This window comes from Robertmurraya mesotrionivorans (assembly GCF_050971805.1).
Taxonomy (GTDB): domain Bacteria; phylum Bacillota; class Bacilli; order Bacillales; family Cytobacillaceae; genus Robertmurraya_A.
In genome coordinates this window covers 49,719-75,771 of record NZ_JBPCCH010000007.1, presented here as the reverse complement: position 1 = coordinate 75,771, position 26,053 = coordinate 49,719, and the positions used below count along the sequence as shown (strand labels likewise).

Annotated in this window: 29 protein-coding genes; 11 read left to right on the top strand and 18 right to left on the bottom strand. The window is 36.6% G+C overall.

The features are described from left to right. Positions 1-14 precede the first annotated feature (14 nt). Positions 15-1,016 carry a TAXI family TRAP transporter solute-binding subunit gene (locus ACRX5O_RS13130; protein ID WP_433906371.1) on the bottom strand — a complete coding sequence of 334 codons (1,002 nt, stop codon included), beginning with the start codon at positions 1,014-1,016 and terminating at the stop codon, positions 15-17. 259 nt (positions 1,017-1,275) lie between these two features. Here ACRX5O_RS13130 and ACRX5O_RS13125 point away from each other — a divergent pair, with 259 nt between their 5' ends. From ACRX5O_RS13125 to ACRX5O_RS13115, 3 genes are all read left to right on the top strand, one after another. Further along, positions 1,276-1,998 (top strand): alpha/beta hydrolase, encoded by a 723-nt coding sequence (locus ACRX5O_RS13125; RefSeq protein WP_433906487.1) that lies wholly within the window; start codon positions 1,276-1,278, stop codon positions 1,996-1,998. 115 nt (positions 1,999-2,113) lie between these two features. Further along, a complete protein-coding gene (locus ACRX5O_RS13120; protein WP_433906370.1) occupies positions 2,114-2,626 on the top strand; it encodes a YjcG family protein in 513 nt (170 codons plus the stop codon). 6 nt (positions 2,627-2,632) lie between these two features. Further along, a complete protein-coding gene (locus ACRX5O_RS13115) occupies positions 2,633-3,055 on the top strand; it encodes a GNAT family N-acetyltransferase (RefSeq protein ID WP_433906369.1) in 423 nt (140 codons plus the stop codon). A 29-nt stretch (positions 3,056-3,084) separates the two neighbouring features. Here the strand turns inward: ACRX5O_RS13115 and ACRX5O_RS13110 are convergent, their stop codons facing one another. Then, a complete protein-coding gene (locus tag ACRX5O_RS13110) occupies positions 3,085-3,357 on the bottom strand; it encodes a hypothetical protein (protein WP_433906368.1) in 273 nt (90 codons plus the stop codon). A 132-nt stretch (positions 3,358-3,489) separates the two neighbouring features. Here ACRX5O_RS13110 and ACRX5O_RS13105 point away from each other — a divergent pair, with 132 nt between their 5' ends. Then, positions 3,490-5,778 (top strand): UvrD-helicase domain-containing protein, encoded by a 2,289-nt coding sequence (locus tag ACRX5O_RS13105; protein ID WP_433906367.1) that lies wholly within the window; start codon positions 3,490-3,492, stop codon positions 5,776-5,778. A 52-nt stretch (positions 5,779-5,830) separates the two neighbouring features. Here the strand turns inward: ACRX5O_RS13105 and spoVIF are convergent, their stop codons facing one another. The 6 genes from spoVIF to ACRX5O_RS13075 form a co-directional block, all read right to left on the bottom strand. Continuing rightward, a complete protein-coding gene (gene spoVIF, locus ACRX5O_RS13100; RefSeq protein ID WP_119707282.1) occupies positions 5,831-6,085 on the bottom strand; it encodes a sporulation-specific transcription regulator SpoVIF in 255 nt (84 codons plus the stop codon). 132 nt (positions 6,086-6,217) lie between these two features. Further along, positions 6,218-6,340, bottom strand: a complete 123-nt coding sequence (locus tag ACRX5O_RS13095) for a YjcZ family sporulation protein (RefSeq protein WP_433906366.1) — start codon at positions 6,338-6,340, stop codon at positions 6,218-6,220. Positions 6,341-6,427: 87 nt separating this feature from the next. Continuing rightward, positions 6,428-6,784 (bottom strand): stage V sporulation protein AE, encoded by a 357-nt coding sequence (gene spoVAE, locus ACRX5O_RS13090; RefSeq protein ID WP_433906365.1) that lies wholly within the window; start codon positions 6,782-6,784, stop codon positions 6,428-6,430. Between the two features lie 13 nt (positions 6,785-6,797). Further along, positions 6,798-7,817, bottom strand: a complete 1,020-nt coding sequence (spoVAD, locus tag ACRX5O_RS13085) for a stage V sporulation protein AD (RefSeq protein WP_433906364.1) — start codon at positions 7,815-7,817, stop codon at positions 6,798-6,800. Further along, positions 7,817-8,290 carry a stage V sporulation protein AC gene (gene spoVAC / locus ACRX5O_RS13080; RefSeq protein ID WP_433906363.1) on the bottom strand — a complete coding sequence of 158 codons (474 nt, stop codon included), beginning with the start codon at positions 8,288-8,290 and terminating at the stop codon, positions 7,817-7,819. The genes spoVAD and spoVAC overlap by 1 nt, the downstream gene beginning before the upstream one ends. A 17-nt stretch (positions 8,291-8,307) precedes the next feature. Then, on the bottom strand, positions 8,308-8,778 hold the full coding sequence (locus tag ACRX5O_RS13075) for a sporulation protein (RefSeq protein ID WP_433906362.1): 471 nt from the start codon (positions 8,776-8,778) through the stop codon (positions 8,308-8,310). Between the two features lie 219 nt (positions 8,779-8,997). On the opposite strand from ACRX5O_RS13075, the gene ACRX5O_RS13070 reads away from it, so the two are divergent. Continuing rightward, positions 8,998-9,957, top strand: a complete 960-nt coding sequence (locus ACRX5O_RS13070) for an EAL domain-containing protein (RefSeq protein WP_433906361.1) — start codon at positions 8,998-9,000, stop codon at positions 9,955-9,957. Positions 9,958-9,993: 36 nt separating this feature from the next. Here the strand turns inward: ACRX5O_RS13070 and fabI are convergent, their stop codons facing one another. From fabI to mgtE, 3 genes are all read right to left on the bottom strand, one after another. Then, positions 9,994-10,770 (bottom strand): enoyl-ACP reductase FabI, encoded by a 777-nt coding sequence (fabI, locus tag ACRX5O_RS13065; protein ID WP_433906360.1) that lies wholly within the window; start codon positions 10,768-10,770, stop codon positions 9,994-9,996. A 123-nt stretch (positions 10,771-10,893) separates the two neighbouring features. Further along, positions 10,894-12,747 carry a monovalent cation:proton antiporter family protein gene (locus tag ACRX5O_RS13060; protein WP_433906359.1) on the bottom strand — a complete coding sequence of 618 codons (1,854 nt, stop codon included), beginning with the start codon at positions 12,745-12,747 and terminating at the stop codon, positions 10,894-10,896. A gap of 12 nt (positions 12,748-12,759) precedes the next feature. After that, positions 12,760-14,136 carry a magnesium transporter gene (mgtE, locus tag ACRX5O_RS13055; RefSeq protein ID WP_433906358.1) on the bottom strand — a complete coding sequence of 459 codons (1,377 nt, stop codon included), beginning with the start codon at positions 14,134-14,136 and terminating at the stop codon, positions 12,760-12,762. Between the two features lie 150 nt (positions 14,137-14,286). Between mgtE and prpE the strand changes: the two genes are divergently transcribed. Continuing rightward, entirely contained in the window at positions 14,287-15,024 is a 738-nt protein-coding gene (gene prpE, locus ACRX5O_RS13050) for a bis(5'-nucleosyl)-tetraphosphatase PrpE (RefSeq protein ID WP_433906357.1), read from the top strand. A 12-nt stretch (positions 15,025-15,036) separates the two neighbouring features. On the opposite strand, the gene ACRX5O_RS13045 is transcribed toward prpE, so the two are convergent. From ACRX5O_RS13045 to ACRX5O_RS13030, 4 genes are read right to left on the bottom strand one after another with little or no spacing between them, the layout of a single operon-like run. Then, complete coding sequence (locus ACRX5O_RS13045) at positions 15,037-15,924, bottom strand: RluA family pseudouridine synthase (protein ID WP_433906356.1); 888 nt, start codon at positions 15,922-15,924, stop codon at positions 15,037-15,039. Between the two features lie 17 nt (positions 15,925-15,941). Continuing rightward, the gene (locus tag ACRX5O_RS13040; protein ID WP_119710511.1) at positions 15,942-16,739 is read right to left on the bottom strand and encodes an NAD kinase; all 798 of its coding nucleotides are present in this window, start codon (positions 16,737-16,739) and stop codon (positions 15,942-15,944) included. A 24-nt stretch (positions 16,740-16,763) separates the two neighbouring features. Continuing rightward, positions 16,764-17,402 carry a GTP diphosphokinase gene (gene yjbM / locus ACRX5O_RS13035; RefSeq protein WP_066054880.1) on the bottom strand — a complete coding sequence of 213 codons (639 nt, stop codon included), beginning with the start codon at positions 17,400-17,402 and terminating at the stop codon, positions 16,764-16,766. 44 nt (positions 17,403-17,446) lie between these two features. Then, on the bottom strand, positions 17,447-17,821 hold the full coding sequence (locus ACRX5O_RS13030; protein ID WP_433906355.1) for a UPF0738 family protein: 375 nt from the start codon (positions 17,819-17,821) through the stop codon (positions 17,447-17,449). 135 nt (positions 17,822-17,956) lie between these two features. Between ACRX5O_RS13030 and ACRX5O_RS13025 the strand changes: the two genes are divergently transcribed. The 5 genes from ACRX5O_RS13025 (at position 17,957) to ACRX5O_RS25335 (ending at position 21,185) form a co-directional block, all read left to right on the top strand. Continuing rightward, the gene (locus ACRX5O_RS13025; RefSeq protein ID WP_433906354.1) at positions 17,957-18,538 is read left to right on the top strand and encodes a CYTH domain-containing protein; all 582 of its coding nucleotides are present in this window, start codon (positions 17,957-17,959) and stop codon (positions 18,536-18,538) included. An 8-nt stretch (positions 18,539-18,546) separates the two neighbouring features. Next, on the top strand, positions 18,547-19,164 hold the full coding sequence (locus ACRX5O_RS13020) for a lytic transglycosylase domain-containing protein (RefSeq protein WP_433906353.1): 618 nt from the start codon (positions 18,547-18,549) through the stop codon (positions 19,162-19,164). A gap of 289 nt (positions 19,165-19,453) precedes the next feature. Next, positions 19,454-19,861 (top strand): globin domain-containing protein, encoded by a 408-nt coding sequence (locus tag ACRX5O_RS13015; protein WP_119707268.1) that lies wholly within the window; start codon positions 19,454-19,456, stop codon positions 19,859-19,861. Continuing rightward, positions 19,858-20,730 (top strand): ClpXP adapter SpxH family protein, encoded by an 873-nt coding sequence (locus ACRX5O_RS13010; protein WP_433906352.1) that lies wholly within the window; start codon positions 19,858-19,860, stop codon positions 20,728-20,730. Before ACRX5O_RS13015 ends, ACRX5O_RS13010 begins: the two co-directional genes overlap by 4 nt. A gap of 278 nt (positions 20,731-21,008) precedes the next feature. Next, positions 21,009-21,185, top strand: a complete 177-nt coding sequence (locus tag ACRX5O_RS25335) for a hypothetical protein (RefSeq protein WP_490885384.1) — start codon at positions 21,009-21,011, stop codon at positions 21,183-21,185. Between the two features lie 35 nt (positions 21,186-21,220). Here the strand turns inward: ACRX5O_RS25335 and pepF are convergent, their stop codons facing one another. The 3 genes from pepF to cls all read right to left on the bottom strand — a co-directional run bounded on the left by pepF (position 21,221) and on the right by cls (position 25,950). Further along, complete coding sequence (pepF, locus tag ACRX5O_RS13005; protein ID WP_433906351.1) at positions 21,221-23,038, bottom strand: oligoendopeptidase F; 1,818 nt, start codon at positions 23,036-23,038, stop codon at positions 21,221-21,223. Between the two features lie 118 nt (positions 23,039-23,156). Then, positions 23,157-24,347, bottom strand: coding sequence for a competence protein CoiA (locus tag ACRX5O_RS13000; protein WP_433906350.1), 1,191 nt, complete (start codon positions 24,345-24,347; stop codon positions 23,157-23,159). A 91-nt stretch (positions 24,348-24,438) separates the two neighbouring features. Further along, on the bottom strand, positions 24,439-25,950 hold the full coding sequence (cls, locus tag ACRX5O_RS12995; protein WP_433906349.1) for a cardiolipin synthase: 1,512 nt from the start codon (positions 25,948-25,950) through the stop codon (positions 24,439-24,441). Between the last annotated feature and the right edge of the window lie 103 nt (positions 25,951-26,053).

The window sequence follows — 26,053 nt, the reverse complement described above, 5'->3', positions numbered from 1 at the left end:
ACCAAACTACTTTATTATTCAGCTTTAATACCTTTTTCATCATAATACTTCTGCGCACCTGGATGGATGTCAATTCCTACACCATTTACAGCATTTTCAGCTGAGATCAATTTACCTTTGGCATGTGTCACTTTATCCAGGTTTTCAAAGATAGCCTTCGTAATATCATATACAACATCTTCAGAAAGGTCTGAACGAACAACTAACATTGCTTGAACAGCAACAGTTGCCACTTTATCAGTTAGTCCGTACGTACCAGCAGGAACTTCGTCCTCAACATAGTATGGATATGCTTCAATTAATTCTGCAATTTTATCAGCAGCAATTGGTACAATCACAATATCTTCTGTTGCAGATAACCCTTCCACTGCTCCTGTTGGTGTTCCAGCAGTAACGAATGCAGCATCAATTGTTCCATCTTGAATACCTGCAGTAGACTCATCAAATGATAGATCTTGCTTCTCGATATCATCAAATGATAAACCGTGGACCTCTAAAATTTGTTCTGCATTAGCAGCTGTACCTGAACCAGGAGCTCCTACAGAAACTTTTTTCCCTTTTAGGTCTTCAACAGAGCTGATACCTGACTTTGCAGTAGTAACAATTTGAATTGTTTCTGGATATAATGTTCCAATTGCTTGAACATTATCAACTGCATTTCCTTCAAACATTAATTTTCCGTCTTTAGCATATGAAGCAATATCAGTTTGTGAAAAGGCAATTTCTGCGTCACCAGCTTTAAGTGTGGTCATGTTCTCAGCAGAAGCACCTGATGTTTCAGCGTTTGTTTCAATACCAGTTGCATCCGAAATAATCGATGCAAATGATCCACCTAATGGATAGTATGTACCACCAGTCCCACCTGTTACGATACTAATGAACTTTGGTTTTTCAGCACCTGAATCACCGCTATCCTCAGCACCATTTCCCTCGTCATTGTTTGCTCCACAAGCAGCAAGCACAAGTGACAGTACCAACATCAGAACGGTTGAGAGAAGAAAACGTTTCTTTTTCAATGGAATTCCCCCTTTTATAAATTTCCAGTTTTTCGTATCAATTTTATCATAATCCTTCATCAGTTTGTCAAACAATTTGGTACAACTAGCATATCTGCTACAACTTTTCTATGATTCATTCTAATACACTCTATTTATTTATGTAATTTCTATACAGTATTTATACACAAGATAAAATAAATTTATTTACATACAATATTTGTGATAGAATTTTTAGTAGTACCTTTATATTCCAGTTAGGGGGAAATACTAAGTGAATATCCTAAAAGGAACGATCCAAGACTTATTATTTTACAGTTACGAACTTAAAGAAGAGATAAGCCTTTTGGTATATAAACCAGCCAATTTTTCACCTTTATATAAGTACCATCTCCTTGTTACAGCTGATGGGAAGGATTATTTCCAATTAGGTAGAATGGCAAGGCTTTGTGATGATCTACTTTCTGAAAGAGAAATAGAAAATCTTATTGTTGTTGGAGTTCCTTATCTTACGATTGAAGATCGCAGGGAAAAATATCATCCGACAGGTAATAAGCATGAAGCTTACATCCGCTTTTTGGCCCATGAGCTTATACCATTTTTGGATCAAAAGTTTCCAACCTTCCAAATGGGAATGGGACGGGCATTAATTGGTGATTCCTTAGGGGCTACTATTTCTCTACTCGCCGCTATAAAATATCCAAACACATTTGGAAAGGTCATTCTTCAATCCCCTTACATTAACAATAGCGTCTTTGAAAAAGTGGTTAATGAAAACACAACTAGCCTTCTCTCTATTTACCATAGCATTGGACAAAACGAGACGGCCGTAAAAATGACAAACGATAAGGTTTATGATTTTCTAACACCTAACCGAGAACTGAACAAATACTTAAAAAATCATTCTCTTTCCTATGTTTATAACGAATTTGATGGAGATCATACCTGGACATATTGGCAAGGAGACTTGAGAACGTCCCTAAAAGCGATGTTTGGCTCATAATACAAAGGGTATTTCGGACCATGTATGGGTATAATTATATAAATGATTTTGAAAATTTGTTATAATAATTAATATTCAACTCTTCTATATTACATAGCTTATCGGAGGTCATAAAATGAAATTTGGAATTGTTATTTTCCCTGGAAAAACACTTCAAGATTTAGCTAATTCTTACAGAAAGCGCTATGATCCTCATTATTCACTCATCCCACCACATATCACATTAAAAGCGCCATTTGAAGCTAGCGAGGATGAGGCAAAAACATTAGCTAACAAACTTGAAGATATCGCAAAAAGATTTTCTCCTTTACATATTCACATACCGAAATTTAGTTCTTTTCATCCCGTAAACAATGTTATTTATTATAAAGTAGAACCTTCTACCGAGATTACGGATCTTCATGAGGCGATTGATGCCCTTGGGTATGGAGAGGCTACAGAATATTCCTTTGTTCCTCATATAACGTTAGGACAAAGATTATCAGATGATGAGCATTCGGATGTTTTCGGATCATTAAAAATGCAGAAGATGAATCACGATGAATACGTTGATCGTTTCCATCTTTTATATCAATTAGAAAATGGCTCATGGACTGTTTTTGAGACATTCAGGCTTGGAAAGGAATAGATATTAGTGAATGTAGAAATCGTTACAACAAAAGAACAGCTCGAGGATGCCTTTAGTGTTCGAAGATTGGTATTTGTTGAAGAACAACAAGTACCGGAGGAAGAAGAGATTGACCAGTACGACGATGAATGCACTCACTTCGTACTTTATGATCAGGAAATGCCTATAGGTGCTGGTCGCTTTCGAAATTTAGATGGGATCGGAAAAGTGGAACGAATCTGTGTACTGTCTGGGACCAGAGGTACCGGAGCTGGAAAACTGATAATGGATAAAATTGAACAATATGCCAAACAAAATAAATATTCTGCATTAAAATTAAACGCTCAAACACAAGCCATTCCATTTTACAGTAAATTAGGATATGAAGTCATATCTGAAGAGTTTATGGATGCTGGTATTCCACATCGAACAATGAAGAAATATATATAAAAAAAATGCCTCATTAGTTGAGGCATTTTTTATATGCTTATGTCAAAGTATTTTCCTTTTCCTGTAATCTCATATATATGTGCTAACGCATCATTTGAAGGTTTTACTACTTTTCTTTCGTCTCTTTGAATCAATTTCTTAGAAAAAGAGGATTGCTGGTGCTGATTCCCCTCTGAAGTTCCACTTTTTATCGGAATCACTCTATTTACCGATTCATATTTATATGGATCTCTTGATGCTATTAAGTTTCTCTCTATATACTGATTTGATTGAAAATTAACTACTGGAGCAATATAGCCCATCTTCTTCACCTCTTTCATAAATCTCCCATGAGCTTTTGGAAAAATAAAACTTTTATTTTTTCTTCTTTATGTAGGAGTAATTGTTTTGTTATGATAGAGTTCGATTGAGTTTTTGATTTTAAGGGGTTAATTATGAAAATTGCTATGAAAAATAATGAAAAAGTTAATTTGGACATTTTAGATAGAGAGAACTATCAATTTGTATATGATGAAGCTAAAAAGGGAAAACTTCATTGTCCCATTTGTAAAGAACAGGTTCGTCTGTATTTAGGAATACAAGAGGAGCCCTATTTTTATCATATGCTACGGAAGCACTCAGATTGTAAAGATTTAGAGAGTGAATCCGCTGAAATGGGTAATGAACCTATCGAATATGTTGAACGAAATGGCTTCAAAATACCAGTAACACGTATGATTGTATCTCCAGCCAAACATCATACGTTTCAGCCATCAATACGTGTAAAAGCTTCTCCCTCCTTTCAACCAACCGTTCGGCAAGAATCAAACATAACCTCACATTATATAAAAAGATTATTCAACAACGGTTTCCAACTTGATGATCAACAAATAAAGGCAGTTACAACGGTAAACGGTTCTGTCCTAGTTGTTGCTGGTGCTGGTAGTGGTAAGACGAGAGTGTTGACTACAAGAGCTGCATATATGCTTTATGAGCTAAAAATAGATCCGAAATCAATTATGCTTGTTACGTTTACAGCGAAAGCAGCCACTGAAATGAAAGAAAGGCTTAACCAATATCCTCTCCTTTCACCTACAGACATCAATAGGCTGTTAACTGGTACATTTCATAGTATTTTTTATAGAATACTAGCTTACCATGAGCCAGAAAGATGGCATCCTTCTAAACTGATAAAAAAGGATTGGCAAAAGGACCAAATATTTAGAGAAGGTGGAAAAACAATTTCTCTTGATGAGAAGGAGTTTGCATACGATTTAGCTCTACAACAAATTGGATACTGGAAAAATACCTTTCTTCTTCCACAGGATGTACAAACAGCTAGTCGGTGGGAGGAGCAAGTATTGCATTTATATAAATATTATGAAACTGAAAAGGAAAAGAAGAACCTTTTTGACTTTGATGATATGCTCATCGGCTGCTATAAATATTTAACCGCTCATCCTGATGTTTTAGAAATGTACCAAAATCGGTTTCAATACTTTTTAATTGATGAGTTTCAAGATATTAACAAAGTTCAATATGAGCTGATTAAATTGCTATCTCGGAAAACTGAAAACTTATTTGCCGTAGGAGATGACGATCAATCTATTTATGCATTTCGAGGTAGTGACCCTAATTACCTTCTATCTTTTGAAAAAGATTTTCCAAATAGTAAAATGATTATCCTAAACGAAAATTACCGTTCCTCACATGAGATTATTTCAACTGCTAATCGGATCATTGAAAAGAATACAGCTCGGAGAAAAAAAACCATGCAAGCTCAATATCAACATTCTCTTTCACCTTTGTTGTTTTATCCTTTTGATGAAGAAGAGGAAGCAACCATGATTGTTCAGGATATAAATGAAAAACTACAAAACGGTTATGTTCCAAATGATATCGCCATTTTATACCGAACGAATACCGGGAGCCGAGCAGTTTTTGAAAGACTGGCAACAACTAGCTTTCCTTTTCGAATAGATCTGGATTCCGAGAACTTTTATGAACGTTATTTAGTAAAATCCATGTTGTCCTTTCTACGTCTAATTATTAATGAGGATGACCAGCACGCTATCAGTCAGATACTCCCGGTTCTCTTTATTAGACAATCCGTTATGACTGACTTAAAAGCAAACAGCATTTTGAATGATTGCTCCTTGCTCGAATGCTTATCCAATATTACAACCGGACATGCTTTTCAAGAAAGAAAGCTAAAAAAGCTATTACCATCCATTAGAAGCTTGAAAGGACGCACGCCGCTAGAGTGCATTGAATTCATTGAAAAGGAAGTAGGATTTGGGGAATATCTAAAAAAGCGCGGCAATGAAGGAAATAGTCTTGAAAAAGGCTCTGACGATATTCGGGATTTGAAGGTCGCAGCTAAAAACTTCCAAACAATCATCGACTTCCTAGACCACACGAAGCATATGAGTGCTATGAATAAAGAAATAAAACAACTTAGTAAACAGCTTGAACAGGCAATTACCCTTAGCACCATTCATCGAGCAAAGGGATTAGAATACCGAGTCGTGTATATTCTTGATGTTGTTGATGGAGGAATCCCCCACGACTACGCACTAGACTCCTTGAGGAATGGTGAGTCGGCACCAATTGAAGAAGAACGTCGTCTACTATATGTAGCTATTACTCGCGCTCGAGAAGAATGCTATATAGCGATACCGCATAAGAGAAGAGGCAAAAACGCTAAGCCCTCTAGATTTTTGACTCCCATCCTTCCTAAATAAAACAGTAAAAAGAAGAGAGAAGCTTCCAATTTCGGGAGCTTCTCTTTTTAAATTATTTTTTATTAATCATTTTAGATAACGTATTAAAATCAAGCTGTTTTCCATCAGCAACGATAGAAGAAACGATTTTATCTTCCATTTCCTTTGTGACTGGTTTGTTTGCAATTTGAGATACACGTTTGATTACATTGCGAACTGTTTTTTCATCTTTAAAGTTTGCATTTTGTAATGAACCAGCCAGTTCAAGAATGTCTTTCATATTAACGCCCGTTTTCTTTTCAACATTTTTGAAAAATTGATTATCCATTCTTAAAACCACGCCTCCTTTTTAAGCTACTCTTATCTTATGAACAAAACATAAAAAGGGTGATTTTTGGACAGGAAAAAGACCGTTTCTTTGTACAGAAACGATCTTTCTTCCTACACTTCGTTTTGGAGATTAGTTGTAAAAGCTAGCTCCAACAATAATTAACAAGATGAATAATACAACGATTAATACGAAAGTTGATCCGTATCCACCGCCGCTGCCACCATATCCGTAGCCGCAGTAACCGTAACCCATATCAAGTCACCTCACTTTTCCTTGACTTACTATAACGTATGTAAGTGACCTGAAAACGTGTAGGCTTTGTCCTATATTAAAAAAGTTTTAACCTTTTGGTTTAAATATTAGAGCACCGATAAATGCAAAAACGATTGCTGCTGAAATACCTGAGCTTGTAATCTCAAACATGCCCGTTAATACCCCGATAATTCCATGCTGTTCAGCTTCTTGAAGGGCACCGTGAACAAGAGTATTCCCGAAATTTGTAATTGGTACAGTTACTCCAGCACCTGCAAAATCTGCTAATGGTTCATATAATCCCAATCCGTCTAACACTGCTCCAATAACTACAAGCGTACTTAATGTATGTGCAGGGGTAAGCCGTGCTACATCAAACATTAGCTGTCCGATTACACAAATTGCACCTCCAACAACAAATGCCCAAAAAAACATAGCGAGCATCTTCTTCCCTCCCTTATTCGTTCATTTCAATAGAAACAGCATGGGCAATACAAGGAATGGTTTCATTTTGTTGAACAGTAAGCGGGGAAAGAAGTGCTCCTGTTGCAACGACTAGAATTCGCTTGTATGTCCCCTTTTTCATTTCATTTAGCAGATGGCCATACAATACTGTTGCTGAACAACCTGCCCCGCTTCCTCCCGATTGAACCGGCTGATCTTCATGGTAAATTAACATGCCACAATCCTTAAATTGCTCTTTATTAATTGGTAAGCCTTCCTGTTGCAATAATCCAAACGTTGTTTCATGTCCAATTTTTCCAAGATCACCTGTTACAATTAAGTCGTAATATGAAGGATCAATTTCTAAATCCTTAAAATGAGCTAAGATCGTATCAGCTGCAGCAGGAGACATTGCACCACCCATATTAAAAGGATCTGTTAGCCCAAGATCAATGACTTTTCCTATAGTGGCTGATGTTGTAACTGGTTTCCCACTTGCATTTCCCTGATTTGCTTTGACCAGTGCAACACCTGCACCTGTTACGGTCCATTGAGCGGTAGGTGGCTTTTGTCCACCGTACTCAGTGGGGTAACGAAATTGCTTCTCAACAGCCGCATTATGGCTCGTAGCACCTGTTAGAATATAATTTCCTCCCCCATAATTAACAAAAAACGAGGCAAGTGCAAGTCCTTCCATTGATGTCGAGCATGCACCAAATATACCTAGATATGGGACTTTCAATTGTCTTGCAGCAATGCTAGTTGGAGTAATTTGATTAATAAGATCTCCAGCAATCATAAACTGTACATCATCTGCCGTCACACCCTCTTTTTCGAACGCTGTATTCGTTGCAACTTCGAGTAAGTGACGGTGGGCTTTCTCATAGGAATCTTCTCCCATCCATAAATCATCAAACAGAACATCAAAATCATTCGATAGTCTGCCATTTGCTTCGAACGGACCACCAGTAACACCTGTAACAGCAATAACGGGGCGATTATTAAAAACCCATGATTGTTTTCCTTTCAGCATTATATTGCCCCCAGTTTGATTAATATCGTCTTAATTAACGCAACCACAAACGCTGAAAATACCCCAAATAAAACAACTGACCCTGCTAGTTTAAATAAATTCCCTCCAACACCTAGAACAAATCCCTCAGTTCTATGTTCAATTGCAGCGGAGATGACTGCGTTCCCAAAGCCCGTTACAGGTACTGCACTACCTGCCCCTGCATATTGGCCTAAGCGATCGTATACCCCAAAGCCCGTTAAAAGCATCGAAATAAACACCATCGTTGCTACAGTTGGATTTCCTGCTGTTTGCTCTGTAAAGCTGAAAAAATAAATATAAAAATAGGTAATAGCCTGACCGATCAGGCAGATGAATCCTCCAACTAAAAAAGCCTTTAAACAATTTTTAAAGACTGGTCTTTTTGTTTCAAAATTCTTCTCAAATTGCTTATATTGTTCTACCTCTTTTGATTCTTGGTTATTGTTCCCCACCTTCACATGCTCCCTTCTTAAGTAAGTTCCTTCTTCAGCTTTATGATTTCTTCTAGCTTTTTCTTTGCATCCTTATCGGAAAAATTCGGGTTTTTCATTTTATCGTTTAATTCAACAGCTTCTAAAAATATTTTATAATCACTTGAGACAATGAAATTTTCCTTCGGGTACTTTTTTTCAAGCATTTTATTAATTTCCCCTTCAATTTTGACCATATGAAAACGCTGCATATGTTTTACCTTATAAGCAACTAATATTTCCTCCTCACCTTTAATGACAGCTACATCATAAAGTTCATCAAATTTAGCAACATCCTTTTTTATTGAGGCCACTAGTTTATGTTTATCATCTGTTTTCTCATCAAGAATGATTGGATCGGGATCACTTTTTTGAATTAAAGACATCCCACTGTGCTGCGTAGCGTCAGAATTACAGGAAGTGAGCAATGCGGTTAGTACAGTTAAGGTGAGAGTGAGTGATTTTTTCATATCATTCCATCCTTTTGTTCTTATTCTTGTAATTATTTTTTCAAAAATAGAAGATTTTATGTTGGATTACATTTGTATGTTTCTTCCATCCACTATTATTTCAAAGGTTAAAGTAATATTTACAATTTCTTCATTTAATTCATAAATTCATATGATACTGTCGAAATAGAGCGAAAAAGAGCCACTTTGATCTTTTTCCTGGGAAAGGAGCTTTTTACAATGAATTCAACTGCATTAATTAGTCAAAACGTTATCCAACTTCATACATATAGTGACTTAGAGATTCGAAAAGAGTTTAGGACCCTGTTAGCTAAGAAACAATTAAGAACCGTTTACCAGCCAATTGTTAATCTCACTAATGGCAGCATCTTAGGATTCGAAGGGTTAACTAGAGGTCCTATCCAGAGCAGCTTTCAATCACCACTTCAACTATTTAAGTATGCAGAAGAATATGGCTCGTTATATACGCTTGAAAAAATAGCAAGAGAACTGGCTTTTGAAAATAGCTCAACTATCCTTAGGAATGACGAAAAGTTATTTATTAATCTAAGTCCTCAGGTGATTTATGATCCAAGCTTTACTCCTGGACACACCGTATCCTTGCTTAAACAATATAAACTATCCCCTCAAAACATTGTGTTTGAAATAACTGAGCGAAGTGCAATTGAGGATTTTTCAGCCTTTACGAAGGTTCTATATCATTATCGAGACCAAGGATTTCAAATTGCTGTTGATGATGCTGGAGCAGGCTATTCTTCCCTCCAAGCTATTTCAGAAATTCAACCTGATTATATAAAAGTCGATCGCTCCCTGATTAGTAAAATTCATGAAAACAATGTAAAAAAACATATTTTGGATGCATTTGTAACCTTTGCAAAGAAAATGGATTCAATAATAATTGCGGAGGGCATTGAATTGGAAGAAGAGCTAGACGCTGTAATTCAATTGGGAATTGATTGCGGACAAGGGTATTATATTTCCAGACCAAGCTTTCCTGTCGCAGAACTTGACGAAACACTTATAGAGAAGATCAGACGCACACATACACAATTAAATAAAAACAGAACACTGAAACCCGTCATTGTCCAGCTTGACGATGAAATTGTTATTATGAACAAAAATCAAATAATAAAAAAAGTAGCTGTCGGGCAACTACTTCAAACATCAAAGAGCCAATAAAAAAATCCTGCTTCCATAAGAAGCAGGATTTTTTTATTATCTAGATAGTAAGTGGTATCCAGAATCTACATGTAGATTCTCACCAGTCATTCCGCGTGACAGGTCGCTAAATAGGAACAGTGCTGTATCCCCAACCTCTTCCTGTGTTGTTGCATGTCTTAGAGGAGAGTTCTCCTCAATTTCCTTAAGAATCAAATTAAAATCGCTAATACCCTTAGCTGATAATGTTCTAATCGGTCCAGCTGAAATAGAGTTCACACGAATATTGTTTGGTCCTAAATCATTGGCTAAGTATCTTACACTTGCTTCTAGAGAAGCCTTTGCAACACCCATTACATTGTAATTTTTAATTACTCGCTCTCCACCAAGGTATGTTAGCGTAACAATGCTTCCACCTTCTGACATTAGCTCTCTTGCCTCTTTCGCAACCGCTGTTAATGAATAAGAGCTAATATTATGAGCTAGTAAGAAGCCATCTCTAGTTGTACTCATGTATTCCCCTTGCAGTTCTTCCTTGTTTGCGAACGCGATACAGTGAGCAATACCATGAATTGTTCCAACTTGTTCTTTGATCGATGAGAAGCATTTTGCGATGTCCTCATCAGAAGTGACGTCACAAGGAATTAGAAGAGATTGTTGACCTTCTAACGTTTCAACCAATTTACGAACTTCATTTTCAAACCTCTCTCCTGCATACGTGAAGATTAAGTTTGCGCCAGCATCATGTAAAGAGCGAGCAATCCCCCATGCGATACTACGCTTATTAGCAACGCCCATTACAACTATATTTTTTCCTTTTAAAGAAAGGTTCATTATGTATATCCTCCTAAATAAGAATCTGTTATTAGTACCTAGTACTAATATTACATGATTTTTTTCAAAAAGAAAAGCCTTATTGATAAAGGTAGTCTGCTGGGGGCCACCAGCAGACTACTTTTACATAAGGAATTCTAACTCCCTCTTTAACTCTTCAACATACTCTTTAGAACCTGTTACAATTAAACGATCATGTAAGTGAAGCTCTGTATCTCCATGAGGAACGATGGTTTCTTTTCCACGGAAAATCCGCACAAAAATGACATCTCCTGTAAACGGGAACTTTCTAAGTGTCATTCCTTCATATTGTACGTTCATTAACTGGATTTCATATAATGCGGTTTCCTGATTGGTAAGGATATTCAATACGCTCGGAGTTTCAATTAATGCACGTAACAATGCCTTTGTTGACAGGAAGATAGAGAATACCTCTACGTCTTGAGCTTTTAAATCCTCCTCTAAATCATGTGTTTCAATCCTTGCAATAACCCTTTCTACTCCTCTTTCCTTACATGCCAATGCTAATTGAGCATTGATTTCATCACTACCCGTTGAAACAACGATAATATCTGCATGAAGTACATTTTTCTTTTCGAGTGTTTCAAGCTCAAAATCTGGAATTTCTACAATGTTAAACAGTGAGTCCGCAATTTTATATGTCACTTTTTCTTGCTGTGTATGATAAATCGTTGGTTCATAAAGACTATCTTCTAGTTGTCTGGAGACTGGCATGGTTAATTGATTGGCACCAATAAAAGCTATCTTTAGTTTTTTGACTTGTACCGATTCCTTTGGTAACAGCTTTTTAAACACAATTGGTGTGAATATACATGTAATGACTGCTACTAAAATAAGCATTCCACTCATTTCATTCGTAATGACACCCATTCTCTCCCCAATTGTAGCAGCTGCAATCACTAAGGAAAGTGTTGAGGTTAAAATAAAGCCTGACGCCATAACGGTTTTGAAATCATACCATTTCTTTAAGAATAGAGCAGGGATAAGCTTTGATAAGAGTAAAGCGATCAACAGAAGAGGGATAAGTATTATGAGCTTCGGATCACTAAATAGCTCCCATATATTTAAACCAACTCCTACCATTACAAAGAATATCGGAATTAAAAATCCATAACCAAAGGAATCAAGCTTATGAACTAATTCTTGATTCGGTGATAATAATGACACGAGTACTCCTGCTAAAAACGCACCGAGAATATTCTCCGCTCCAACCGTTTCAGAAAGTCCAACAAGAACAATAATAAGAGTAAATACTCCTCTGGTACCAATTTGAATGGTTCCTGTGGAGAGTGGTTCCAATATTTTATTGTTTTTAAATCTCTTCGCAACAAAAAATAAACCAACTCCTACAGCAAAAAGGACGAGTAGTAGCCATGTGTTGCTATCTCCACCTCCATATAAGGAAACGAAGACAGCTAGCAAGATCATTGTAACTAAATCAGCAATTACCGCCACTAGTAGGATAATCTGACCAATATTGGTCTTCATTAATTTTCCTTCCTTTAAAGTCGGTACGACAACACCTAAAGAAATCGTTGAAATAATTAACGTCATTAAAAACGCATTCTCAATAAATCCTGCCAGTACGAATAGATACGATAAAGCCAATGACACAATAAAGATACCTATGAAAACAATGGTTGCAGCAAGAAAGGTATTCGGTTCCTTCTTACTACTGCCTTTCTGATCTTTATTTCCACTTTTCTTAAAAGCAGAAAAATCAATTTCAAGACCACTTAAGAACATCAAAAAAATAAATCCAAGAGTCGACAATGTTTCTAGCCACATGTCTTCATGAACAATATCAAAACCGCTTTTCCCAATGATTAGACCGACAATGATCTCAGCAACCACCACTGGAATAAAGTTTAATTTAAACCGATGCAAAAGAATTGGTGTTAAGAATGCAACAACCACTACTATTAATAGTGATGTAACGGAAGCACCATGTTCCATTTGTTTCCCCCCCTAACTAATCAAATATCCCATAAATATAGTAGCCATACCTAAATAAATGAGAAGACTAATAATATCGTTTACCGTTGTAATAAAAGGACCTGATGCAACAGCAGGATCTACCTTGAGTCTGTGCATAATTAGCGGAACTAATGCACCAGCTAGTGTGGCAACGATTAAAGTCAGCAGGATGGATATCCCTACGAGCATACCTAAGAAGATATCTCCTTTCCATAGGTATACAATAATCATCACTAACATTCCACAAGTAGTTCCTGTTATCACACCTGTTCCTGCTTCTCTTACAACTAGCTTTGATTTCTCCTCTTTTTCTAAATCACCAGTTGCTAGTCCTCTAACAGCAACAGCCAAGGCTTGAGTACCTGTATTTCCTGCCATACCTGCAATCAGTGGAATAAACACCGCCAATATTGCTACTTGGTCTAAGGTTTGTTCAAATCGCCCCATTAAATTTGCAGTAATCATTCCTAAAAACAAAAGAATAATTAACCACGGCAGTCTTTTTCTCGCAGCGGAGAGTGGGCCTCTATCAAAACTATCGATTCCCGAGACAGCCGCTAGCTTTGAATAATCATCAGATGCTTCCTCTTCCATAACATCCATTACATCGTCAACGGTGATAATTCCGAGAAGATGATTTTGAAAGTCTACAACCGGTAATGCTAAGAAATTATAGTCTTTCATTTTCCTTGCAACTTCCTCTTGGTCCTCTCCAACCGAAACAGAATGAACACGTTCATTCATAATCTCTTCTACCATCTGATCATCATCACTGACTATTAAATCCCTAAGGGAGATAACACCAACTAACCGCTTTTCATCGTCTACCACAAACAGATAATAGATTGTCTCAGCGGTTGGGGCCTCCCTTTTTAAAATATACATCGCAGAACGTATGGTTTGATTTGCTGCAATCGAGATAAACTCTGTAGTCATAATACTACCTGCTGTATACTCTTCATAGTGAAGTAACTCTTTAATCTCTTGAGCTGCTTCATTATCCATAATAGCAAGATAACTCGCAACTTGGTCTTTGCTCAGCTCATTAAGAACATCTACAGCATCATCAGCATGCATATTAGCAAGCATTTCAGCAGCATAAGTCGGTGTCATTTGCGAAAGAACTTCTTTGTAATCTTCATCCTCAATTTCTATATTCTCGAAAATCCCAGCCATCTCTTCCGGTGACAAATAATGGTAGACCTTAGTTTGGATATCTTCTTCCAAATCCTTAAAAAATGAAGCTTGATCATATGGATGTAATTCTAAAAATTCTTCTCGAAATTTCCCTATATCTTCATTTTGTAAAGATTCGAATAATAAATCAAAATCAATATGTTGTTTCTTTTCTAGACTGTTATGAGCCATTTTTTCTCCTCCTTCCTCCCCATACACTCATATTTGTAGTTTACCTTTCCCTAAACCAAACATGAAAAAACACTCGGTGTAGAATCATAATGTGATGAAACTTATGAGAAAATAGTTTGTAGAGACGGGAAAGGAGAGTATAGGTAAAAAATGAAATTAGATATCATTGGTGACATTCATGGATGCTTTGAGGAATTCAAGCTGCTAACAAATAATTTAGGATATGAGTGGAGCAACGATTGTCCCTTTCATTCAGAACGTAAACTGGCTTTTGTTGGGGACATAACAGATCGTGGCCCACAATCCCTTAAAATGGTCGAACTTGTCTATTCCATCGTTATGGATCAAAAAAGCGGATATTACGTTCCGGGTAATCATTGTAACAAACTTTATCGATTTTTTCTCGGTAGGAACGTTCAAGTAACTCATGGTCTTGAAACAACTGTTGCAGAATACGAGGATTTAGCAAAAAAAGAAAAAAACGAAATTTGTGACAAATTCATTCGTCTTTATGAGTCCTCTCCTCTTTATCAAGTGTTAGATAATAAAAAGCTTGTTATCGCCCACGCTGGCATAAAAGAGGATTTAATTGGGAAACAAGGTGAAAAAGTAAAAACATTCGTTCTATACGGTGATATCACTGGAAAATCGAATCCCGATGGCACACCAGTTAGACGAGATTGGGCAAAATCATATCATGGAAATGCAACGATCGTCTACGGTCATACACCCGTTAGGGAGCCAAGAATTGTGAATAATACGTATAATATTGATACAGGCGCTGTGTTCGGAGGGAAACTAACTGCCCTTCGTTACCCGGAGATGGAGCTAATATCAGTCCCTTCTTCCATGCCTTTTGTTCACGAAAAATTCAGGCCTTTTGAATAAACGAAAAGATAATTATTCAAAAAGCCTTGTCATTTCTTCTGGTAATGGAGAGGAAAACATCATTTCTTTTTGATAAATGGGATGAAAAAAGGTAATTTTTCGGCAATGCAATGCCTGCCGCTGTATAAGTTCTCGTAATCCGCCATATAAATCATCACCCAAAAGAGGATGTCCAATATGTTTCATATGCACTCTTATTTGATGAGTTCTACCTGTTTCAAGACGTAGCTGGATGTGAGTAAATAACGGATAGTTACGTTTAACAATATAGTGGGTACAAGCATATTGGCCATCATCCGTAACTTCTCTTTCAATGATGCTATCCTTTTTCCTTCCAATCGGTGCGGTAATCGTTCCTTTCTTTGTTGGCAAAGCTCCGTGAACAAATGCTTCATAAGTCCGGTGAACCCCCCCACTCTTTTGCTGTTTGCTAAACAAGTGGTGAATATGCCGGTGCTTTGCAATCAATACAATGCCAGAAGTATCGCGATCAAGCCGTGTAACTATATGAGCCGTTGATTGAAGATTAATGGATTGATAATACCCAACTAATGCATTAGCAACACTGCCTGTAGGATGTTCCCTTGAAGGAATAGTATTCATGGCAGCCGGCTTATCAATTACTAATACATATGGATCTTCGTAAAGAATGAATAAGGGGATCTTCTCTTCTACGATCCCCTCACTATGTTTTTCAGGTGGATAATATACTTCAAGAAGATCTCCTTGTTTTAACTCATACCTAACCGTCATTTCCGCTCCATTAACCAAAATACGGCCACCATTGAATTTGATATCAGTTAGAGCTGTTTTTGATATATCTTTCTCTTTTAAATATTCCCGTATTAACATCCCTGCGTGTATTTCATCAATAACCCATTGAAGTTTAAATTGTGACATGTACGGTCTCCTGCTTGTTAGTTATCCGCTACAAAAGAATCTCTTACTCTCTTCCAGAATGGGAATGGTCGGAAACGAGCAAAGCGTATCTTTTCATCAGCAACACGAAACTGAATGGATTTTACATCTTTATGAAGAAGAGTTAAATGGTCAATAGTTAATTGGAAATCTGGTCCATTTACCGGTTTTAGCATACATGTATGATGAGCCGGTAAAACAAGTGGGGACCCGATTGTTCGGAACACACGGTTATTAATCGATGCCATCTCAGCTAATTGTATAGCAGGTAATGATGGATGAAGAATCGCTCCACCTAACGCTTTATTATACGCGGTGCTTCCAGATGGAGTGGACAAACAAAGTCCATCACCACGAAAACGTTCAAACTGCTGACCCCGTATTTCTACATCCATTACTAATGTACCTTCCACACTTTTGACAGTGGATTCATTTAACGCCAAATATCTCGTTTCTCTTCCACCATGTTGGTAACGAACGATTACCTCTAACAATGGATACTCAATGACTTGATAGGGTGTTTTAGCAATTGCAATGACAAGCTTCTCAATTTCCTCTGGGATCCAATCGGCATAAAAACCTAGATGTCCCGTGTGAACACCAACAAATGCTGTTCGATCTAAGCGGCTACTATAGCGATGGAACGCGTATAGTAGCGTTCCATCTCCTCCAACTGAAATCACAATATCTGGTTGATCCTCATCGTATATAAGTTCAAAATCCTGCAAATAAGTTCTCATTTTATGCATGAGAGTATTAGATTTTGAGTCTCCTTTTGAAGTAATCGCAAATTTCATGACCAAGTTCGCTCTCTTCTATAATTAATTATTTCCCTCTTGATGCAGCTCTTTTTTCCTTGAAAAGAATGCTTGTGCATCTTGGATTTCCCCACGAATAAGGGACATTTCTTCATCAAGTCGAAAAGCAGCTTCTGCTGCTCTTTGTAGTCTTACTCTAATATCCTCTGGAAACTGCCCACGATATTTATAATTTAGGGAATGCTCAATCGTTGCCCAAAAGTTCATTGCGAGTGTTCGAATCTGTATCTCAACTAGTATCTTTTTCTCCCCTTGAATCGTCTGAACTGGATATCGTACAACAACATGGTAAGAACGATACCCACTTGCTTTCTTATGAGATATATAGTCTCTTTCCTCAACAATTTCAAAGTCATTTCGAAGACGAAGAAGTTCCACAACCCTTTTTATGTCATCGACAAATTGACACATCATCCGAAGGCCTGCAATATCCTGCATTTCTGTCTCTAACTTATCCAGGGGAATTGATTTTTGATTGGCTTTATCTAAGATACTTGCGATTGGCTTTACTCTACCAGTAACAAATTCAATAGGTGAGTGAGAGGACTTCATTTCGAATTGCCGTCTCATCCCTTTGAGCTTTACCTTTAATTCTTCCACCGCTTGATTGTAGGGAGCCAAGAATTTTTCCCAGTGCTTCATAAAGTCACCTCATCCGGACCATTTTTTTATATTGGTGGGTGATATTAGTTACAAAAACACTCTTCTACTTTTGTAACCATTTCCTCTCCATAGTTGCTATTACCTTTTATATTGTCAATTAAGTACAATAATTCTTCCTGCAGGTTTGGTAACACAATAGTTTCTTCACCATTAGAAAGCTTATATTCGCAATTGTTTCCCAATCCTTCTTTTAAGATTGGCCATGTATTGAGAGTTAGCTCAATATACATAAAGCTGTCATCTTTTTCAACAATGTATACAAAAGCCAATTCATTTGAATCAACAAGTACTTGACCTGTTGCACTTAGCTCTTTTATCGAATAATCATTGTTTACTACTAATATCACTTCATTTTTTTCAGTTTTGATTGCTTTTTCCACATAAATTTTTTCTCTCATTTTTAATACCTCCACACTTCCCCTATTTTATCATAAGTGGCTGAATTATCCACTTCACATGCAATCACATATTGAAATTGAACACGTAACAACCGATAATTAAACATAGCATGAGTAGAGAAAGGAAGAACAATCTTGAGCCAACATATCGAAATTGAATTTAAAAACATGCTCACGAAAGAGGAATACCTTCATTTGATAACCGAATTTTTGATAAATGAAACTATGATTGATACGCAAATTAACCATTATTTTGACACAGAGAAATTTCAACTAAAAGAATTAGGCAGTGCCTTACGAATTCGTGAAAAGGAAGGGCGATTTGAGCTTACATTAAAACAGCCCTTAGTGGTTGGCCTTCTTGAAACAAATCAAGAATTAACAAAGGACGTAGCCTTCGCGATGTTACAAGGTGCCACCCTTCCAAATGGAATCGTGAGGGAACAATTAGAAAAAAACGATTTTCCTATCAATAAGCTTCAATATTTTGGTTCTTTAACGACAAAACGGTGTGAGTTACAATATAAAGGTGGTTTATTAGTTCTAGACCATAGTTTATATTTATTAAAAGAAGATTATGAGCTAGAATATGAGGTCGAGGATCCGGTAGAGGGTGAATTAGCTTTCAAACAACTTCTCCAAACCTTTCAAATTCCCATTCGAGTTACTGAAAATAAAATTAAACGGTTTTACAATCAAAAATACTCACTTCATTGAGGTGTCAAATGAATATAGATAAACTAAAAATTATGCTCCAACTACAGGCATTACAAAATTTCAATTCTTCATCTAATTCATCATCTGGAAATATATTTCAAGACCTAATGAATGAGATGCTGTTAGAGAAAGGCAACTCTCTTTCCCAGTTAAGTGGACAAGCGAGTGTTTCTACAACTGCCACCCTTTTAAATCAAACACCTTCATTACCACCTATCAATATGACGAAAATTTCTAGTACTGGAAGTTCAACTGAATTTGATTCAATTATTCAAGAGGCAGCAGCTAAATACAACTTACCTGTAAATTTAATTAAATCAGTTATTAAACAAGAATCTAACTTCAACCCCAATGCAGTTAGTGGTGCAGGAGCTTCTGGTTTAATGCAACTTATGCCTGCTACTGCAAAAGGACTTGGAGTGACTAATGTATTCGATCCAAGAGAGAATATTTTTGGTGGCAGCAAATACCTACGGCAAATGCTAGATAAATATAACGGCAATACAACATTAGCTTTAGCAGCATACAATGCTGGACCTGGAAATGTGGACAAGTATGGAGGAATTCCTCCATTTAAAGAAACTCAAAATTATGTTAGAAAGGTTACGAGTCACCTGCTAGCATAAAATACACCGTCTGTTACCAAACAGACGGTATTTTTATGCGTAATAGCCGATAGGAAATAACCTCCTAATGCACATTGTTTGTGATATAAACTCCGCACTGATAAAATAGTACTATCAATTGGATAGATGCGTAGGCGGCTTGGTTAGGCCCGACAGGCATAAGACGAAGACTGAAAGAGGTCCTGACCTCTGTAGGGCTTTGGCTTATGACCCCGAGGGACTAGCCGCTGAAGCTCGATTGCAAACTATTTAACAAACGAAAAAAGATATGTTTAAAGGAGTTTTTAATATGGTCGGAAACATGCTTACACCTTTTGATTTGATCGGTGAAGAAACATTGCATCGACTAGTTGATGCCTTTTATCATCGAGTTGGGCAACATCCAGATCTGACTCCCATATTTCCGAATGATTTAACGGAAACAGCGAGAAAACAAAAGCAGTTTTTGACACAATATCTAGGTGGACCTACTCTTTACACAAATGAGCATGGGCACCCGATGATGCGAGCTCGACATTTACCATTTGAAATAACGGAGACTAGAGCAAAAGCATGGCTCGGATGTATGCGCGAAGCTATGGATGAGGTTGGCCTTACCGGTCCTATCCGAGATGAATTTTATGCGAGACTTGTGCTAACAGCTCAGCATATGATAAATACAGATGAAAATGAAGAGATGAAAGGTGAGAGAACGTGAGGAATCGAGAAACATTGCCAACGACTCCCTCCTACTATTGCCATGGAAATGAGAAGAAGCCGCTTGAAATTTATATGTTTATTGATCCTCTATGTCCAGAATGTTGGGCACTTGAGCCAATTATAAAGAAGCTACAAATTGAATATGGTCGTTTCTTTTCAATTAAATATATTTTAAGCGGTCGCCTTGCATCATTAAATATGAGCAAAAAGCAAAAATATGAAAACATTGCAGACTTATGGGAAAAAACTGCAAGCCGAACAGGCATGTCTTGTGATGGAAGTCTTTGGTTTGACAACCCTATTTCGTCTCCTCATTTAGCCTCTATAGCTATTAAAGCGGCTGAATTGCAAGGAAGAAAAGCCGGGATTCGCTTTCTAAGAAAATTACAGGAGGGTATTTTTCTAGAAAAACAAAATATCTCAAGTTTTGAGGTATTAAAGGAAATGGCTAGTTCCACCGGATTAGATGTCGATGAATTTGTTCTTGATATTCATTCGGAATCAGCTGGCAAAGCCTTTCAATGTGACTTAAAAATCACCTCTGAAATGGAAGTGGACGAAATCCCAACCTTGGTTTTCTTTAATGAGAATATTGAAGACGAAGGAATCAAGATTACCGGATATTATCCGTATGAGGTATATGAGCAAATACTTGAAGAAATGTTACCAATGAAGCCCGAGAAAAGTACCCCTCCTACTTTAGAGAGCTTTCTCAAATGCTTTAAACTCGTGGCAACAAAGGAAATCACGGTAGTTTATAATATGTCTATAAATGAAGCCGAAAAAGAAATGAAAAAGCTACAATTAAAACAAATTGTTGAACAAGTTCCAGCTAAATATGGTATGTTTTGGCGCTATATTGAATAGCGCTAAAACTATGTAAAAAAAGAAAAGGCCATACAAACCTGTCTGTTTGTAAATGGCCTTTTCTCTATTTAAATACGAACAAAGGGGATGGGAGAAATTTTTCACGGTCAAACAAAGGGGTATATGTTTGCTTGTGATCAACTTCACATCAATAATATATCACGAATTAGATTATTCGACAATAATTGTGCTCGCTATTTCACAATATTGTCATAATCTATGAATGATTACTGGGACAAACGAATATATTTATAGAGAAGGAAAAGGAGTGATGATTTGTGGCACGAACCATCGGCTTATGGCTGATCGTTTTATTTATTGTTATTTCTTTTATACTAAATCTTTTTGGCTTATTAAATATTTTCCCTCTCATAATTACAGCACCCCTATTATTTCTTTCCTTACTGTCCCTAGTTCTCTTTTTAAATGAACGGAAACGATTTAAGGGTTTATAAAAGTCCCTCCCGACTGGTCGGAAGGGACTTCATTTTTATGATAATAATGCTTCCATTTCATTTAACTTTTCTTCAAATACCTTGCATGCTTCCTCAATTGGCTTAGAACTCGTCATATCAACTCCAGCCTTTTTCAGAACTTCAATCGGATAATCTGAACTACCTGACTTTAAAAAGTCTAGATAACGCTCAACTGCAGGTTGACCTTCTGTTAAAATCTGTTTAGACAATGCTGTTGCAGCACTGTACCCCGTTGCGTACTGATACACATAGTAATTGTAATAGAAATGTGGAATTCGAGACCATTCTAAGCCAATTTCTTCGTCAATTTCTATGTCTTCTTCACCAAAGTACTTTTTATTTAGTTCATAGTACTCTTTTGTAAGAAGATCCGCTGTTAACGCTTCATTATCTTGTGCCTTTTTATGAATTAAATGCTCATATTCTGCGAACATCGTTTGGCGGAACACGGTACCTCTAAATCCTTCTAGAAAGTGGTTAAGTAAGTACAGACGTTTCTGTTCATCATCAATCGTCTTTAATAAATAATCATTCAGTAGTGCTTCGTTACATGTAGATGCAACCTCTGCTACGAAAATAGAGTAACTGCCGTATGCATATGGTTGTTCTTTTCTAGTGTAATAGCTGTGTACCGAATGACCAAACTCATGAGCAAGAGTAAACAAGTTATTAACATTATCCTGCCAATTCATAAGGATATAAGGATTCGTTCCATACGCACCTGAGGAATACGCGCCACTTCTTTTCCCTTTATTTTCGTGAATGTCTACCCAACGGTTGGTAAAACCTTCTTTTAATACATTTAGATAATCATCACCAAGTGGTGCTAAGCCTTTAATAATAAGTTCTTTCGCTTCTTCATAAGGAATTTCCATCTTTACATCCTTTACAAGCGGCGTGTAAAGATCATAAATATGAATTTTATCAAGTTTCAATACCTTTTTCCGAAGTTTCACATATCGGTGAAGCAAATGTAAGTTTTTATTGACCGTATTAACTAAGTTTTCATACACAGATTCTGGAATATTATCAGCCGCTAGAGCTGCATGTCTTGCTGAACTATATTTGCGTACTCTTGCATTAAAGTTATCTTTTTTAACTTGACCACTTAATGTACTAGCAAAAGTATTTTTAAACTTTCCATACGTATCATAAACAGCTTGAAAAGCATCCTTTCTTACTCTCTGGTCCGCACTTTCGAGGAAACGAATATAGCGACCATGAGTTACGTCCACTTCATTTCCATTTTCATCTTTAATACTTGGAAACTGAATATCCGCATTGTTCAACATACCAAAAGTATTACTTGAGGCACTCATTACTTCTGATGCTTCTGCAAGAAGGGCCTCCTGTTCTGCAGATAATACATGTGGCCTTTGCAGGTTTAATTCATCTAAAGAATGCTCATAAAGCTTTAATTCTTCTTTTTCATTTAGAAATTGTTTTACTTTATCTTCGTCAATAGACAATATTTCTGGAACAATATAGGCAAGTGTGCTTGCTGCCTGCGTGTAGAGATTTTTGATGCGGTCGTCTAAGCCTTGATAAAAGGAATTGGTGGTATCCTGATCATAACGCATATGAGCATATGTATACAGCTTACCAATCCTTTCTAGCAATTGATCCTGTGCTTGTAAAGCCTGAAATAAAGAATCCGCACTTTCCCCAAGCTTTCCTTGATAGCTTGACATAGAAGGAATTAACTGTTTAACTTCTTGAAATTCACTTTCCCATTGTTGATCTGATTGGAAAATATCCTCTAGTTTCCATGTGTCCTCCAATGGTACTTCACTTCTAGTGGGAAGTTTCTTTACTGCCGTCTCATTTGCCATTGTTATTCCTCCAATCTACTCACTTCTATTTTTGGTATTCGCCACCAATTAATAAAATCCTGCTTCTATCTAGGAAAAATCCACTACACCCTAGTGTATGTTAACAGCGGCGAGTTCATTAATACCAAACAATCTTTTCATTAGTAAGATTCTTATAAAATTGTTCTTCAAATTTACTAGCTTCACTAATAGTACTCGGAAAAGACATAGGGTTCTCATACCTATATACATTAGGCTTGATTTCATTAAGGACTTGGCACTTGATCAATAGATAAAAATACTCTCGAATTAATGCCAATAGTTGATCCACACTTGGCTTTAGATGGTTTCTAACTTTAATATGGTTCCTATTTATACGCTTGATTAATTGTTTATACACGTCCTCTTTTGTAAGGATGATCCCTACCTCTTTCGAAAATATATTATCTAATAAAACATACATTTGCCAAATGATTGGGGAGGTTTCGAGTAATAGATTATCTTTTAGTGGTACTCCAACATAGGGCGGGAGGAGATAGAGGTGAAGTTGATTCCTGTACAGCTCCTGCAGGAAGAGCTTGTGTGTGTGAAAACGAATAATATTGTCTTTTACATGTTGAATTCCTTTACGCCAGTTATAAACATAAAAGGTATTCTGAAAAATTGGGTTTAACCATTGAGGTAAGTGTAGTTGAGAATGAGGAATTACATCGTAGTCACATTGCATCGTATGTGGAGAAAGCGGGTGCAAATTCGTTATCGAAATAAAGCTCTTTAGACTAGGACAATATGATGGTAAATACCAGTCTCCTGTATTATTTCTTTTAATAAACAAGGATTGAAATTTTGGAAGAGTAATTAGATTGGTTTGTTTCCTATGAACTCTATTTGCACCTAGTATCCATAAAGGTGTCATACCACTTGATAAATACCCATTTGTCCGCTTTTCAAAAATCTCCTCTGATATCGGGGAACATTGATATTCAACACAGTATGTGTTTCCTAGGAACGTAAACATAAGATCTGGTCTTTGCATGATCTCAGGTAGAAATACTTCCAATTCAGCTTTTGAGCATTCTGTTTCAAGCCATTGAAAGAGCTGCATTTTTGCTTGCATATGATACGCAGATTCTCGATCGTATTCAACACATAAAGGTGACAATTGAACATGAGCAAAGTGACTGATTCGCTGAACACCAAGCTTAACAATTACTTTCCCCTTACATACTGGACAAAAATAATGGTTTTCCCTTAATCCATGTACTCCCTCCTTCTTTATCAATTCACCAATATAAACGGTCTCTCCATATTGATTTTTAGCCGTTAACAATGAATCATCTCCTTTCTGCTTAATAATTCTCTTCCTTACTCGTTAATTCCTCCATAAAAAATCTCCTAGCTGTTTTCGGCTAGGAGATTTTTTATAAAAGTGGAGATAATAGCCTCGATGTAGATTCTAACAGCTTTAATCCAAAATGACGCTTTGTAAATTGAGCAAGATTGATCTGCCTAGAAAAAGTAATATCACTTACATATTCATGGACTAACATTTCAACACTTCTTGTACCGTATAAAAAGGCATTTACTTCAAAGTTTAAATGAAAACTCCTCATATCCATATTCGATGTACCTATCGAAGCAATCTTCTTATCGATAATTAATATTTTACTATGCATAAATCCTTTTTCGTATTCGTACACTTTGACTCCAGCCTCCAAAAGCTCTGGAAAATAGGAACGGGAAGCATGAAAAACAATCCGTTTATCCGGTTTATAAGGCACAAGAATACGTACATCAATACCACTTAATGCTGCTACTTTTATTGCTGAAAAAATATCTTCATCTGGAATGAAATAGGGAGAAGCAATCCAAACAGATTCCTTTGCGGATGTAATCATAGCAAAAAAGATCGTCTTAATCACACTATGTTCATTATCTGGACCACCAGCAATTAACTGAACGCCACCATGAATGTTCTCCTCAAGATCAGGTGAAAGGTATTCAGAATTAAGAAAACTTTGATTCGTCATATAGTACCAATCTTTAAGGAAAATTAACTGTAACGTTCTTACCGCTTCTCCTTTGACAAGTAAATGTGTATCTCTCCAAAATCCAAAGGAATCATTACGACCTAAATATTCATCACCAATATTTAATCCCCCAACAAACCCAATATTCCCGTCTATAACAATAATTTTACGATGGTTTCTAAAGTTAAATTTACTATTTAAGAAAGGGATACGAACCGGACCAAATGGAACGACCTCCACACCAGCTTCTTTAAGCTCTTGTATGTATACGCTCGGCAGCTTCCACGATCCCACAGCGTCGTATAGAAAGCGAACTTTCACACCTTCTTTCACCTTATGGATCAAGATGTTTTTTATTTGTTGGCCAATCTCATCGTGGCGAACGATATAATATTCCAAATGGATGTGATGCATAGCCTTTTTAAGCTCTTCTAAAATTTCATAAAAGGTGGAATCGCCATTCGATAACACCTTAGTAGATGTGGCAAATGATATCGGACTATGGCCTATACGGTGGGCTAAATGGAATAACCTTTGCTGATCTTCTCCCAGTACTTTTATCTTTTCTTCACTAATAGGGTCTCTTCCACGTTCGTATTTCAAGTAATTTTGTTGGTCCAGGGAAAATTTACGACGAAACATTCTTTCCTTTCTATGGTTCCTTCCAAACAGCAAATAAAAAAAGAAACCTACTAATGGAAAACTACCTAGTACAATTAACCATGTTAATGTCTGTGTAGGATGTCTATTTTCTAAAAAAATTACTGCTCCAATAAAAATAACTGATAATGTAGTTAGAATACTAATATATCGGAATAATCCTTCATACACTTTTCCTTGGAGAAGAAAATAAAGAATAGCTAAAACCGCAATAAATAAAAGAATTCTAACGAAATTTTTCATAGCTACCCCCTCTAAAACATTGCCTTACTATTCCCTCAAAAGTAAGAGGATAAACTCTTTGTCCAAAAAGTAAAAAACCGATTTCATTTATTGAAATCGGATG